This window comes from Novosphingobium sp. FG90 (genome assembly GCF_057808725.1).
Map to the genome: position 1 here is coordinate 1 of NZ_JBMDIO010000029.1, position 13,922 is coordinate 13,922.

General features: G+C 65.1%; 13 protein-coding genes. 7 read left to right on the top strand and 6 right to left on the bottom strand.

Annotated elements, in window-relative coordinates:
• Positions 1-731: 731 nt before the first annotated feature.
• Both ACODRZ_RS20180 and uvrA read right to left on the bottom strand, forming a co-directional pair.
• On the bottom strand, positions 732-1,637 hold the full coding sequence (locus ACODRZ_RS20180) for a hypothetical protein (protein ID WP_488972224.1): 906 nt from the start codon (positions 1,635-1,637) through the stop codon (positions 732-734).
• Between the two features lie 268 nt (positions 1,638-1,905).
• Positions 1,906-4,884 carry an excinuclease ABC subunit UvrA gene (gene uvrA / locus ACODRZ_RS20185; RefSeq protein ID WP_488972225.1) on the bottom strand — a complete coding sequence of 993 codons (2,979 nt, stop codon included), beginning with the start codon at positions 4,882-4,884 and terminating at the stop codon, positions 1,906-1,908.
• A 169-nt stretch (positions 4,885-5,053) separates the two neighbouring features.
• On the opposite strand from uvrA, the gene ACODRZ_RS20190 reads away from it, so the two are divergent.
• From ACODRZ_RS20190 to ACODRZ_RS20210, 5 genes are all read left to right on the top strand, one after another.
• On the top strand, positions 5,054-6,052 hold the full coding sequence (locus ACODRZ_RS20190; RefSeq protein WP_488972226.1) for a hypothetical protein: 999 nt from the start codon (positions 5,054-5,056) through the stop codon (positions 6,050-6,052).
• Positions 6,053-6,173: 121 nt separating this feature from the next.
• Positions 6,174-6,581 (top strand): hypothetical protein, encoded by a 408-nt coding sequence (locus tag ACODRZ_RS20195; protein ID WP_488972227.1) that lies wholly within the window; start codon positions 6,174-6,176, stop codon positions 6,579-6,581.
• A 115-nt stretch (positions 6,582-6,696) separates the two neighbouring features.
• Positions 6,697-7,101 carry a hypothetical protein gene (locus tag ACODRZ_RS20200; protein ID WP_488972228.1) on the top strand — a complete coding sequence of 135 codons (405 nt, stop codon included), beginning with the start codon at positions 6,697-6,699 and terminating at the stop codon, positions 7,099-7,101.
• A gap of 338 nt (positions 7,102-7,439) precedes the next feature.
• The gene (locus tag ACODRZ_RS20205; RefSeq protein ID WP_488972229.1) at positions 7,440-8,417 is read left to right on the top strand and encodes a hypothetical protein; all 978 of its coding nucleotides are present in this window, start codon (positions 7,440-7,442) and stop codon (positions 8,415-8,417) included.
• Entirely contained in the window at positions 8,417-8,791 is a 375-nt protein-coding gene (locus ACODRZ_RS20210) for a hypothetical protein (protein ID WP_488972230.1), read from the top strand. Before ACODRZ_RS20205 ends, ACODRZ_RS20210 begins: the two co-directional genes overlap by 1 nt.
• A 9-nt stretch (positions 8,792-8,800) precedes the next feature.
• On the opposite strand, the gene ACODRZ_RS20215 is transcribed toward ACODRZ_RS20210, so the two are convergent.
• Positions 8,801-10,330, bottom strand: a complete 1,530-nt coding sequence (locus ACODRZ_RS20215; RefSeq protein ID WP_488972231.1) for an ABC1 kinase family protein — start codon at positions 10,328-10,330, stop codon at positions 8,801-8,803.
• A 120-nt stretch (positions 10,331-10,450) separates the two neighbouring features.
• Between ACODRZ_RS20215 and ACODRZ_RS20220 the strand changes: the two genes are divergently transcribed.
• Entirely contained in the window at positions 10,451-11,023 is a 573-nt protein-coding gene (locus ACODRZ_RS20220; protein ID WP_488972270.1) for a septal ring lytic transglycosylase RlpA family protein, read from the top strand.
• 62 nt (positions 11,024-11,085) lie between these two features.
• Positions 11,086-11,259 (top strand): hypothetical protein, encoded by a 174-nt coding sequence (locus tag ACODRZ_RS20225; protein WP_488972232.1) that lies wholly within the window; start codon positions 11,086-11,088, stop codon positions 11,257-11,259.
• Positions 11,260-11,264: 5 nt separating this feature from the next.
• Here ACODRZ_RS20225 and ACODRZ_RS20230 read toward each other — a convergent pair whose 3' ends face one another.
• Genes ACODRZ_RS20230 through ACODRZ_RS20240 form a run of 3 tightly spaced genes read right to left on the bottom strand, consistent with a single transcriptional unit; the run spans position 11,265 to position 13,914 of the window.
• Positions 11,265-12,011 carry an ABC transporter ATP-binding protein gene (locus ACODRZ_RS20230; protein ID WP_488972233.1) on the bottom strand — a complete coding sequence of 249 codons (747 nt, stop codon included), beginning with the start codon at positions 12,009-12,011 and terminating at the stop codon, positions 11,265-11,267.
• A complete protein-coding gene (locus ACODRZ_RS20235; protein ID WP_488972234.1) occupies positions 12,008-12,973 on the bottom strand; it encodes a FecCD family ABC transporter permease in 966 nt (321 codons plus the stop codon). Before ACODRZ_RS20235 ends, ACODRZ_RS20230 begins: the two co-directional genes overlap by 4 nt.
• Positions 12,970-13,914, bottom strand: a complete 945-nt coding sequence (locus ACODRZ_RS20240; protein WP_488972235.1) for an ABC transporter substrate-binding protein — start codon at positions 13,912-13,914, stop codon at positions 12,970-12,972. The genes ACODRZ_RS20235 and ACODRZ_RS20240 overlap by 4 nt, the downstream gene beginning before the upstream one ends.
• Positions 13,915-13,922 lie beyond the last annotated feature (8 nt).

Below are 13,922 nucleotides of genomic sequence, written 5' to 3' on the forward strand. Positions count from 1 at the left end.
GCCGTCTGCTGACGGGCGTTTTCTCCCGACAACGGTCCCGGGCGGACGCTTACCGAAGGATGGTGGAGGGGCACAGGGTGGAGGGGCACAGGGTGGAGGGGCACAGGCCGATCCCCCGCCCCACCGTCGACACCGAAGCTGCTGGAAAAGTCCGTCATCGTCCACCTCGCGCAAGAGGAAAGCCACGAAAGACCACGACACAGCCCGGACAGGCGCGTCATGGGGGACGGATTAGTTATCGTATGTGGGGGAGTGTAGGAAAGCTAACAGTCCACGCTAATCGCTACCGATAGACAGGACGGCTAAAACAACCCACACCAGAGCGATAAGAGAAATTATCGCCTGACAAGAGCAAAATACATATACAGGCGCAAATTTAATAAACAATTTATCATTCATCAATGAGCAAACAACACTGGCCATTGTCAGTACGAGTGACCACCATATACTTCCCTTAACTAGACCGGGAAATTGCCGCCATCCCTTTGATTTTCGCAATATATCGAAGCGAGAATTTTGGACGTGCCCGATCAAAAACGTACTCGCAGCCAGAACAAACCCAGAAAAAGATGCTGCCACACCAAATACAGAGAGCAAAAGAGCACGGCGGTCATCACCGTCGAGCCACACAAATCCCAAATGAGCGCGTCGCGACAATATGTAAAATATAATTGCGACCAGTGTGCTGAACGCTATGTCGCACCTATTGCGATGAGAAAAATAGAATCCCATCAGAATTCTGATGACGAAGCAGCAAGCCGCAAACGCTCAACGTTATTATAATACGCAGTTTCCAATATAGAATAAGCGTCTTCAGTTTTTAAACTTCGTGACCTAGAACTATTTTTGGGAAACACGTCCGCTGTCATTAGCTTACTTTCCAGCACGTCAATGTAACGCGCCCGCCTCACTCCATCGTTATAACCTTTTACCGAAAATCCGTTAAGCAACATTCGATCCTGCGGTCGCCCCTTTATGATCGAAGCCAATTTTACCGCGAGATCTCTAAGCGATTGCGTAGGACTATCAGCTGTGAGAACGAAATTGGTTCTCTTTGTCGCACCTAGAGCCGACGTAGCCCGTATTGCAGCTGCCAAATTCTCATCTGCTTCACGAGCCAAAGCAGCAGCACTCGGAGGAAGATCTATTTCTAATACTTTTACGGAATTCAAAGAATTTAGAACTTCGACAATATCTCGCTCAAGCAAATTCAGGAAAACGGGGCGAGAATTCATCTTTCCTTTTTCAAAAATGTAATGCCCAAGAGCTGATAACTTAGGACCATCAGGATTCCATTCAGCAGCTACAAACCCATCGGAAAAGATGACGGCATGACTGAGATCAATAATCCCAGCATCTTCATCGATTTCCAGGTTGTTTAATTTACCCGCCAACTCAATCTGTGGCAAAGTATCTCTTCTGATCTTTCCAAATCTCAAACGAAGCGGATACTCTATTGTATCGGGGTACGCCGAATATCTAATGCCGGATGTATCGACTTTGTAGCGACCATTATCATCGAAACTTAGCCCTTTAATTCGGCGAAGCGCGTCAGGCAAACTCTCAATTATGTCTTGAAAGAATTCGACCCTGAAGAAGTATATTTTCCGAAACGCTTCCGCCGATTCATCTGCCATGACATACCTTCGGACAATGGGTGATCAATGGTCAGATTAGGGAGCAATACTGACGACGCAAGCCAGCACGCTGCTATTATTCACATAATAGATAGATCCACCAAAATGCCTTCGCCTATTTTAAATAACCTCGACATTCCCGGGAGCGCGAGGGCGATGGCCCTCGCATTTCTACTTTCTTCTTCCCCCTTCGCCTGAACCGCCTGTGCCCCTCCACCATCCTTCGGATGGCCCCCCTCCCCGAGCAAGCTCGGGGAGGAATAGCGGTTTACTTCGCCCAGCTTCCCAGCAGGGGCTTGAGGTAGCTTCCGGTGAAGCTGCCTTTGACCTTCACCACCTCTTCGGGCGTGCCTTCGGCGACGATCTGGCCGCCGCGGACGCCTCCCTCCGGCCCCATGTCGATGATCCAGTCGGCGGTTTTGATGACGTCGAGGTTGTGTTCGATCACGACCACCGAGTTGCCCTGGTCGACCAGTCGGTGCAGCACTTCGAGGAGTTTGCGCACGTCTTCGAAGTGGAGGCCGGTGGTGGGTTCGTCGAGGATGTAGAGCGTCTGGCCGGTGGAGCGGCGGGCGAGTTCCTTGGCCAGTTTCACGCGCTGCGCCTCGCCGCCGGACAGGGTCGTCGCCTGCTGGCCGACCTTGACGTAGCCGAGGCCGACTTCGTTCAGCATGTGCATCTTGTCGCGGATGGGGGGGACGGCCTTGAAGAATTCCTCGGCGTCCTCGATCGTCATGTCGAGCACGTCGGCGATGGACATGCCCTTGAACTTCACCTCCAGCGTTTCGCGGTTGTAGCGTTTGCCGTGGCATTCCTCGCACGTCACGTAGACGTCGGGGAGGAAGTGCATCTCGATCTTGATGAGGCCGTCGCCCTGGCAGGCTTCGCAGCGCCCGCCCTTGACGTTGAAGCTGAAGCGGCCGGGCTTGTAGCCGCGCGCTTCGGATTCGGGGAGGCCGGCGAACCAGTCGCGGATCTGGGTGAAGGCGCCGGTGTACGTCGCGGGGTTGGACCGCGGGGTGCGGCCGATCGGGGACTGGTCGATCTCGATCACCTTGTCGCACTTTTCGAGGCCGGTGATCTTGTCGTGTGCGCCCGCGATGACGCGCGCGCCGTTGAGCTGGCGGGAGGCGCCCGCCTGCAGCGTGTCGATGGTGAGCGAGGACTTGCCCGAGCCGGACACGCCGGTCACGCAGCAGAAGGTGCCGAGCGGGAACTTCGCGGTCACCCCGGTCAGGTTGTTGGCGCGTGCGTTCTCGACGGTGACGAAGTGGCCGTTGCCCTTGCGGCGTTCCTTCGGCACCTCGATCCGGCGGGTGCCGTTGAGGTACTGCGCGGTGAGGCTCTCCTTGCTTTTCAGCACCTGCTTGAGCGTACCTTCGGCGACCACCTGCCCGCCGTGGACGCCCGCGCCGGGGCCGAGATCGACGAGGTAGTCGGCGGTGCGGATGGCGTCCTCGTCATGCTCCACCACGATCACGGTGTTGCCGAGATCGCGCAGGCGCTTGAGGGTTTCGAGCAGCATGTCGTTGTCGCGCTGGTGCAGGCCGATGCTGGGCTCGTCGAGCACGTAGAGCACGCCCGAGAGGCCCGAGCCGATCTGGCTGGCGAGGCGGATGCGCTGGCTCTCGCCGCCCGACAGCGTGCCCGAGGTGCGGTCGAGGTTGAGGTAGTCGAGCCCGACGTTGTTGAGGAAGCCGAGGCGCTCGTTGATTTCCTTGAGGATGGCCTTGGCGATCTGCTGCTGCTGGTGGGTCAGCTTGCCTTCGAGTTCGCCGAACCACCTGAACCCGTCCGCCACCGAGAGGCGCGCGGCGTCGGCGATGTCGCTGCCGGCGATCTTGACCGACAGCGCCTCGGGCTTGAGGCGTTTGCCGTCGCAGGTCTCGCAGGGCTGCGCGGTCTGGTACTTGGACAGTTCCTCGCGCATGAAGGCGCTGTCGGTCTGCAGCATGCGGCGGTTGAGGTTGCCGATGACGCCCTCGAACGCCTTGTTGACGGTGTATTCCTTGCGCCCGTCCTTGAAGGTGAGCGGCACGGCCTTGCCGCCGGTGCCGTAGAGGATCACCAGCTTGACCTCGCCCGGAAGCTCGTCCCACGGCGTCGTCAGCGCGAAGCCGAAGTGTTCGGCGAGGCTGGAGAGCACCTGCATGTAGTAGGGGCTGGGCGGGTTGGACTTGGCCCAGGGCACGATCGCGCCCTGCTTGAGCGTCAGGTGCTCGTTCGGCACGACCAGTTGCGGGTCGAACAGCAGCTTCTCGCCGAGGCCGTCGCAGGCCGGGCACGCGCCTTGCGGGGCGTTGAACGAGAACAGGCGCGGCTCGATCTCCTCGATGGTGAAGCCGCTGACGGGGCAGGCGAACTTTTCCGAGAAGACTATGCGGTTGGCGGGGAGGCCTGCGTTCTTCAGGCCCTTCTGTTGCGTGCGGGCTTCGACGGGCTCAGCCTGAGCGGGGTTGGTGGCTCCCCCCTCCCCCGCTCGTGCTGAGCTTGTCGAAGCACCTGCTCCCAGCTCTGCGACGGTGGTATCCGCAAGGTCCACATAGGCCAGCCCCTCGGCCAGCTTGAGCGCCTGTTCGAAGCTGTCGGCAAGGCGGGTCTGGATGCCCTCCTTCACCGCGATGCGATCGACCACGACCTCGATGTCGTGCTTGTACTTCTTGTCGAGCGCGGGGGCGTCCTCGATGGCGTAGAATTCGCCGTCGATGCGGACGCGGGTGTAGCCCGCCTTCTGCCACTCGGCGAGTTCCTTGCGGTATTCGCCCTTGCGGCCGCGCACCACGGGGGCGAGCAGGTAGAGGCGCGTGCCTTCGGGCAGCGCCATCACCCGGTCGACCATGTTGGACACCGTCTGCGCCTCGATCGGCAGCCCGGTGGCGGGCGAGTACGGCACGCCGACGCGCGCCCACAGCAGGCGCATGTAGTCCCAGATCTCGGTCACCGTCGCGACCGTGGAGCGCGGGTTGCGGCTGGTGGTCTTCTGCTCGATCGAGATGGCGGGGCTGAGGCCGTCGATATGCTCGACATTCGGCTTCTGCATCATCTCGAGGAACTGGCGCGCATAGGCCGAGAGGCTCTCGACGTAGCGGCGCTGGCCCTCGGCATAGATCGTGTCGAACGCGAGGCTCGACTTGCCCGAGCCCGAAAGCCCGGTGATGACGATCAGCTTCTCACGCGGGAGCGCGATGTCGAAGCCCTTGAGATTATGCTCGCGCGCGCCGCGCACGGTGATGTGGGTGAGACTCATGGGAGGCACGTGTTCCAGATTTGTTCGCGCGCTTCAAGGGGGCGCATCGCGGGTTTCGCCGTAGATGGGGTGCCCTGCCGCCAAGGCAAGTCTTGTGGACATCTCCGCGCCCACTTGCGCGCCGCTTCGCGAGGTGCCTAATTCCCGCTGCGACTACGGGGGAATACCATTGCGATTTCTGAATCTTGTCCTCGCGGCAAGCGCGCTGACGCTTGCCGCGTGCGGGGGTGGCGTCTCCGGTTCGGGCGGCGGCTCGACACCCACGCCTGCGCCGACACCGGCGCCCACGCCAGCTCCAACTCCGGCCCCAACCCCGGCTCCGACGCCGGCACCAAGCTACGTGGTGACCGATTATTCCACCGACTTCGCGCTGAGTTCGAACCTGGCCTATTCGGCGAACTTCGTGATCGAAGCCGGACAGGGCACCGTGCCGGACAGACAGTACTTCGCCTCTGGCAGCCTTATGGACCAGGACCACAACGCCTCGCTCGCTTATACCCGCGAGCCGGAACGACTGAACTTCTTCTATGATGGTGCACTCGTCAGCTTCACCGCGCAGGACCGTGTGCAGGGTTTGACCTACACACTTTACGAGAAGGACCAGCGCGCCCACTGGCTCATGCTGACGGCATTCGGGTTGCCGGCCCAGCCCCGGTACACGGCACAGGCCATGTGGCGCCATAGCAGGACGATCACCGACACCGACGGCACCACCCATCCCAGCTACCAGTACCGGGTGGCGCTGGTGGGCAGCCCGTCATCGCCCGACGACCCGCTTCCCGACTACCTCGGCTATACCGGCCGCGCAACGCTGTTCGGCGGGATTCCCGGTGGTCGGGACCTCGACCTTGCGCGCATCGTCAGCAACGATCGCGACATCACCTGGTCCTACACGCCGTCGAGCACGTTCATATTCGGATCGATCCCGCTGTCGATCGTCGCGGACAACAACCTGACCCAGTCCGGCCTGCTGGCGGCGGAAGGCAGATTCGACCGCGCGACAAGCAGCTGGAGCGGCACTCTGGTCGATCAGGTCCACGGCTTTCGCGGCACCTTCCGTGGGCGCAACTTCGGCCCGAACCGCGCCGAACTGGCAATCGTGTTCGAGTTCTCACGCGATAGCGACGGCTCGCGCTACGTCGGACATTATATCGGCAGGCGCCCGTAAAGGCTGAAGACGACGGGGCGGGGCATCCGGAAGACAAGCCGGAAACCCCGCCCTTTCGCGCACGTTTCTTCCGACGAACCAAAGCCGCCTTCCGCGCGGCTTGTGAGATCAGGAGAAAGCCATGCGCCATATCCCGAAACTTGCCGCCGCAGCGGCTGTCGCCTTCGCCGTGCCGCACTTCGCCGTCGCGCAGGACGCGGCCTCACGTCCCGCCGTCAGCGCGCCCGAAGCAGGCGATCCCGAGGCAAAACGGCGGATGCTCAATGCCGAGCAGGCGTCCGCCGCGCACGAACAGCTTGCGCGCAACGAGGCCAGCCAGGCGCAGTATGATGCGGCCCTCGCCCTCAACGACATGAAGACCGCACGCGATACTGCCGCCTACGATGCCACGCTCGACCGTCACGACGCCGCCGAGCAGGACTATCGCGCCGACCGCAGGCAGTGGGAGGTCAGGAACCCGGCCTGCTGGGACGGCAACGCGCTGAAGTGTCCCGCTGACCCGCAGGCGCCCGGTTCCGGCGGACGCTGAACGCCAGCGCCATCAGGCGACGAACCGCTCATCGCAACTCCTTTGCACGTCCTCGAAGCTGCTGGCAGATAGCGCCCATCGGGTGCGTCGATCAGGTTCAGGGGATTCAAGACATATGGGGGCTTTGCGGCTGTTCGGGCGCATGGTGGCGCTTTCTCTCGTGGCGGGCATCGCCGCCCCTGTTTTTGCCGACGATCCGCGCGATCCGACGATGACCCCCGAAGCGATCGCCCGCGATGCGGCGACGATCCGCCGTCTCAACCGCGAGCAGCTCGATTACGTGCGGCAGCGCGATGCGGGCTATGCCCAAGGCTGGCGGGATTACGATACAGCCCGCAGCCGCCGCGATGTTGACGCAGATTATCGCGACGAGGGTGAATACGCCGCGAACCGCCGCGACTATGACGCGGCGCGCGCCGACTATGCCCGGGACCGGCGCCGATACGACCGCGAAATGCGTGAATGGCGCGAGGATGTCGCGGCATGCCGCGCGGGCTATTACGAACACTGCGCGCAGTAAGCGGGTGCCCGGCATCATTTTCAGAAAGACGGCAGCGTCTGTCCGACTGCTCCTGCTCCCTTGCGATCCGAAGAAATTCTTGCGGTATTGAAATATTGTAATCGCGAATACCTGATCGTCATACAGTAATGCGTTGACTTCACCCCTCCCCGGTGGCCAACATGTCTCCGGGGAAAATTCTGCCAGAATCATCGTTCGCGTATTCGCGCCGCACTTTTTATCAATGCGCGCGAGCGAACCACTTCTGCAGAACCGGGCAGGGGGAAGTGACGGTGTTTCACGATCACCGGTTATCGTTTCGTGCGCGATCGAGGCGTTCAGGTGCGACCTCGACCGGCGTGGCTTTGGCGGCAGGTTGCGCGCTGCTTCTCGGTGGCTGTACGGTCGATCGCTATCGCGGGGCTGCGGCGCAGTTCGGCGAACTGACCTCTGCGGCCACCGCCGAGCACAGCCGCCGCCTGTCCGAAGTCGTCGCCGCCGAGGATGAGCATTTCCGGCAGGGGCTTGCGGATAACAGGGTGAGCCTGCGCTGGCAGGGCTGCGCCGCGCTGATGGCCCTGCCAGAAGATGGCGCTGCGCCGCCGGATCCGCGCCAGTGCCGATTGATGGTGCTGGATAACGGAACGCTTCGACCACTGCCGCCCAAGATCGAACTCTCGTCGATCCTGGCGCTGGATGCCGCGCTCGACAGCTATGCGCAAAGCCTGGTGCTGCTGGCTTCGGACACGACCGCCGACAACCAGCGATTCGCCAATTCGCTGGGCAGCCTCGCGACCTCACTCGGTGATCTTGACGGCGCCATTCGCAAGGCCCGGGGTCAGTCGGCGGGCAACTCGACGCCGAAGTTGCAGGCGATCGCCGGTCTGGTCGCACAAGTGGGCAACCTCTATCTCAACGGCAAGCGCGCCGCCGCGCTCAAGCGTATCATCATCGAGGGTGACCCGCTGGTGAAGGAAGCGGTAGGCCTGCTGGCCGAGACGGACAGCCATCTCAAGCTCTACGAACAAAGCGGCGCCTACGACATGCTGCGCGAGGCGCAGGTCGAAGCTGACGCGGCGGTTTCAACCGGCGATCCTGCCCAGATCCGACCGGCGCAGGATCGGCTGTTCCTGGCAGTGGACACGTATCGCAACACATTCTCCGACCACGAGCGCTTCGCGGCTATCGGCAAGGCGCACGACAAGCTTGTCGCCGCCGCGCACAAGGGGGCCTCTCTCAAGGAACTCGAGGCCGCGATCGAGAGCCTGATCACTCTCGCCGGGACATTGCAGGCGACGACAACCGCGCTTGGCGCGACCGATGGGGAGGCACAGTGATGGCAATCGTACTCAAGACCCTGCCCGCCTACCGCGAAACCCGCAACGCGCTGGTGGAAGCCATGGGCGCGGCCGAGCGTGTGATGGCGGTGTCGCCCTTCTCGGCCGATCCGGCTTCGCCCTATCAGCAGGCCAACCAGGCGCTTGCCAACGGTGCGATCCAGCTACGCGCGCTCGCCTTCAATGCGCTGCAGGCCCTCGACGAACAGATCGCGGCCGGCGATCTGGTCGCCAGCCTCTCCGCCAGGGCCAAGGCCGCTCACGAGGAAGCGAACGACATCGCCGAGACGGCCGGGACGATCGAGAAGATCGTCGGCATCATCGACAGGATCGCGGGCATCGTCGTAAAGATATCGGAGCTGCGGTTTCTCTGACCCGGTGCATCACAGCACGGCCGTCAGCAGCGCCGCTGCCGCGTGCACGAGGATAGCCGCAGCCACGAATGTGCCGGCACGGCGAATCGCGTTCGAGAGGTCGGCGGGCTTCTCATCCGCCCGCTCCAGCCGCGCCGTCGCCGCGCGCATCAGGCGCGGTGCGTCGGCCGACACCCGCGAGACTTCCAGCAGCAGCGCCTCCAGACGGTCCGGCCCGGCAAGCCGCGTGAGGCGCGAGGCGACCAGCCTTCCGCGCAGCGCCGCCAGCGCCTCTGACAAGTCGAAATCCGGAGCGATACCGGCAAGCACGCCGTCCATCGTCACCATCGCCTTGAAGATCAGCACGAGGTCCGGCGGCAGCACCAGCCCTTCCTTGCGCAGCAGCGGGAAGAAATCCGCCACCATAGCATTGAGCACCAGCGCCCCGGTGCCGTGCCGCGCAACCAGCCGCTCCGACGCGGTCAGCAGGCGTTCGCGCGAAACCTCTCCCGTCCCTGACCGATCTTGCGACCACAGGCCGAGCATGTCGGCCACGCCGCCGGGGTCGTTGCCGCGCAGCGAGAGGATGAAGGTCAGGAACTCGTGCTGGCGACGCGGGCTCACGAACCCGACCGAGCCCAAGTCGAGCAGCGCGAGGCGGTCATGCTCCCCCGGCGCCCGCGGCGGCAGGCAGAGCAGGTTGCCCGGGTGCGGGTCGGCGTGGAAGCGACCGTTGACGAGCACCATCTCCAGCACCAGCCGCGCGCCGACCTGCGCTATGGCGGAGGGGTCGACGCCCCTGGCCCGCAATTGCGCCGGATCGCGCGGGCTGATGCCCTCGACGTAGTCCATGACCAGCACGCTCTCGCTGGTGTGCTGCCAGTGGATGCGCGGCACCAGTGCCTCGGGGATGGATGCCAGGTCGGCGCGCAGCAGGTCGGCGTTGCGGCCCTCGTTGGTGAAGTCCAGCTCGTCGAGGATCTCGCGGCCCAGCTGGTCGATCATAGCGCCCGGCGTCATGCGGCGCGCCGCCGCGCTCCTCGCCTCGACCAGCGCGGCAAGATGCCGCAGGAGCCGCAGGTCGGCCTCCATCGCCTTGCGGATGCCGGGACGACGGATTTTCACCACCACTTGCGTCCCGTCATGCAAGGTGGCGCGGTGCACTTGCGCGATCGAGGCTGCCGCCAGCGGTTCGGCGTCGAATGCGGCGAAAGCGGTCTCGGGCGGCTCGCCCAGAGCGGCCTCGACGGCCGGGCGCAGGGTGTCGAACGGAAGCCGCGGGGCATCGCTTTGCAATTGCTCGAAGGCGGCGATCCATTCGTCGCTCAGCATGTCGCGCCGGGTGGCGAGTATCTGGCCGAGCTTCACGTAAGTCGGCCCCAGCGCCTCCAGCGCGCGGCGGGTGCGGTTGGGCAAGTCGGCGTCGTTGCGCGCCTCCCCGCCTGAACCGAGGCGCCCCAGCAGCGAATCCAGGCCGAAGCGCGCGATCACGCCGCTCACTTCGGCCATGCGCGCGCGGTCGCGCGCGGCGACGGTCACGGTTTCGAGGATGGTCGGCATCGAGGCTCCCTGGTTACAGGGCGCAGAACCGGCGGCGGCGGGTGCCGGTTCCGGCCTCGCTTGTGGAAAGCGGCCGCGCGCGCGTTGGAGCATGGCGTGCCGGAAGATAGTCTGCCCGCCATGCCCGGCCCCATCCGCAGCAGCATAGTCCTTGTACTGGCAACCCTCGTCGCGGCCTGCGGCGGCGGCGTGAAGTATCGCCCGGTCGCCGACGTGCCGGTCCGCATCGGCCCGCCCTACAAGGTGCGCGGGGTGACTTACACCCCCGCCGCGCAGCCCGGTTACGACATGCTCGGCTATGCGACCTGGTACGGCTCCGAGAGCGGCAACCAGGTCGCCAACGGAGAACGCTTCCGCCCCGCCTGGATCACCGCCGCGCACAAGACGCTGCCCCTTCCCGCTTATGTCGAGGTCACTTCGCTCGACACCGGAAGGCGCATCCTTGTGCGCATCAACGACCGCGGCCCCTATGGCGAGAGCGCGCGGATCATCGACCTCTCGCGCGGGGCGGCGGAAGAACTGGGCGTGCGCACCCAGGGCAAGGCGGCGGTACGGGTGCGCGTGGTCGAACCCGACGAGAAGGACCGCGCGGCACTGCGCAAGGGCAAGCCCGCCCGCTCGCTGTCGCCGGTCTCGCCCGGCACGCTGGCCAACCTGCAGGAGCAGTTCGCGCGCGGCGTCGGCACGCGCTGAGGCAAATGGTCAGGGGAACCGGGGTGCCTCTTCGTGCGTTTCCTCTCCAAAGGAGAGAGATGATGACCTCAGGCGCAGAAATTCCCTTCCGCCGCAGCCGTTTCGCCAACAAGGAAGGACTTGGCGGCACCGGCTCGCTGATCTTCGACCGCCAGCGCGACATGCACCAGCGCGAGGCCGAAAAGCGCGAAGAACCCATGCGCGTCTGGTCGAAGGGCCATTTTGTCGAGAGTTGAGTCTCTCACCCCAATGAAAGCGCGCGTGCTCCCGGCTCGCCCAGCCAGCGGGCCGGACAGCCCCATGTCTTGCGGATCACGTCTTCCGACAGGGCGTGAAGCGGTTCGCCATCGGCGGCGACGCGGCCCCGGTCCATCACGATGACCCGATCGGCATAGTTCATCGCCGTGGCCAGATCGTGCAGTACCAGCACGACCCCGCGACCATGATTGCCCTGTTCGCGAAGGCGGCGCATCAGGGCGATGGCATGGCCGAGATCGAGGTTGGCCAGGGGCTCGTCCGCCAGCAGCCACGCCGGTCCGGTCGCCAGCACCCGTGCCATCAGCGCCCGCGCCCGCTCTCCGCCCGACAGTCCGGATACTGGCCTATGCCGGAAAGCCTCCAGGTCCATCGTCGCGATCGCCGCGTCGATGGCCGTCCGGCCCGCGTCGGTCGCCATGTCGTGCCACGGCAGGCGCCCGAGCCCGACCAGAACCTCGACCGTTACGTCCCACGCCACCTCAGGGGTCTGCGGCAGGTAACCGATGCATTGCGCCCGCTCTCGCGCAGGGATCTGATGCATGACCCGCCCGCCCATCGCGGCAATGCCCCGATCGGGTTCGACCAGCCCCGCGAGGCACGACAGCAGCGTGGACTTGCCCGCCCCGTTCGGCCCGCAGATCGCGGTGACTTCGCCTGCGTGGACGGTGAGCGTCAGGTCGTCGAGGCGCCCGGCAATGCCCAGGTCCACCGTGTTCAGCGTCCCGCTCATGCCAGCCCCCGCCGCATCCGCAGCAACAGCGCGAGGAAGAAAGGCGCGCCGATCAGGGCCAGCGCGATGCCGAGCCGCAACTCGCCCCCTGCCAGCGGCAGCACCCGGCAGCCCGCATCCGCGACGAGCAGCAGCAGTGCCCCCGCCAGCGCGCTCGGCACCAGCAGCGCGCTCGGCCGCCGGTCGGTCAGGGGGCGGACGAGGTGCGGCACCATGAGGCCGACGAAGCCGATCACCCCCGCGACCGCCACGCTCGCGCCCACCGTCAGGCCGACGCCCGCGATCATCAGTGCCTGCTGCCGTCGCGGCTCGACGCCCAGCGAGCGTGCCGCCGTCTCGCCCAGCGTCAGCGCATCGAGCCCGCGCCCGGCCGCCAGCAGCACGCCGAGTCCCGCCAGCGTGAGCGGCGCGGCAATGGCCACTTCGCGCCAGGATCGATCGGCCAGCGCCCCCATCAGCCAGGTCACGATCTCGCTCATGGCGAAGGGCGTGGGCGAAAGGCTGATCGCAAGGCTCGTCAGCGCGCCCGCGAGGCTGGAGATCATCAGCCCGGCCATCGTGAACAGCGCCACGCCCCCCTCGCGCCCGGCGATCATCGCCAGCAGGGCCATCGCCCCGCCGGCACCGACGAGCGCGAAGACCGGCAGCAGCCAGACCGAGGCGGCATAGCCCGTCCAGAAACTCAGCACCGCGCCCAGCGCCGCGCCGGGCGCAATGCCGAACAGCCCCGGATCGGCGAGCGGATTGCGCAGATAGCCCTGCATCGCCGCGCCCGCCCCGCCCAGCCCGGCGCCGACGACCAGCGCCAGCACCGCGCGCGGCAGGCGCAGTTGGAGCAGGATGACCGAAGCATTGCGTGTCTCGGGCGCGAGCGGGTCCACCCATACCCGGCCCGCCAGCAGCGACAGCGGCACAGCAAGCGCCAGGAGCACGACAAGGATCAGGATGAGGCGGCGGTTCACGGATTACGACCTGCGGTTGTGCGGGGCTTTTCGAAGGATCGTCTCACTTGTGCGAACCGCGCCAGCGCTTTCGGGATCGTCGGCCCGCCGCACCACATCAGCGAGCGATCGAGCGGCACGCGGATCATCCCCGCGACTTGCGCCAGTGCGGGATGGCGCAGCATCCTGTCCTCCTCTGCGGCAGGCGAACCGACGGTGAAGACGACGCGCGGCGGATCCGCCACCACCCGCTCCAGCGGCAGATAGTCCGCCTGGGAGAGACCGCGAGCGGCGGCGGCATTGATGAACCCGGCACGGGCCATGAGGTCGGCGATCAGCGTGTGATCGCCCGCGACGATGCCGCCCGACTGCCACAGCAGGGCCGGAACCGGCACACTCCCGCGCGGCGGCGCGGCGCGGGATACGGCATGTTCGATACGCTCCGCCAGTTCCTCTCCCTCCGAACGGTTGCCCGCCAGCCGGGCCAGACGCCGGACTTGGGCGAGCGCTTCGGCGAGATCGGAAGGCTGCGCCTCCTGCACCACGGTCAGCCCCAGGTCGCGCAGGGCCTGCGCCGTGGCGGGCGGGAGGAAAGTGCTGGCCACCACCACGTCCGGTTCGAGCGCGGCGACGTCCTCGACCGCGTCGGACACCTCGCCGAACCGGGCGGCGCGGGCAAGGTCCATCGAACTGGCGGACGGATCGTGGCTGTAGTGCGAGATCGCCAGCAGCTGCCCCGGAGACGTCACCTCGGCCAGCACCGCGTCGGTACAGGGGTTGAGCGAGACGATGCGCGGACGCACCGCGCCCTCGACCGGCGGATCGGCCCAGGGCTGGCACCCCGCCAGCGACAGAAGCAGCGCTGCGGCGGCCGTCCCGGCGGCCCGGCCCGACCCCCTCTTCGTCAGGGGGACAGAGTCGCGCTCCGGACGCGCCGTTCCTTCGTAACGAAGGCTGTCCACGGCAACCG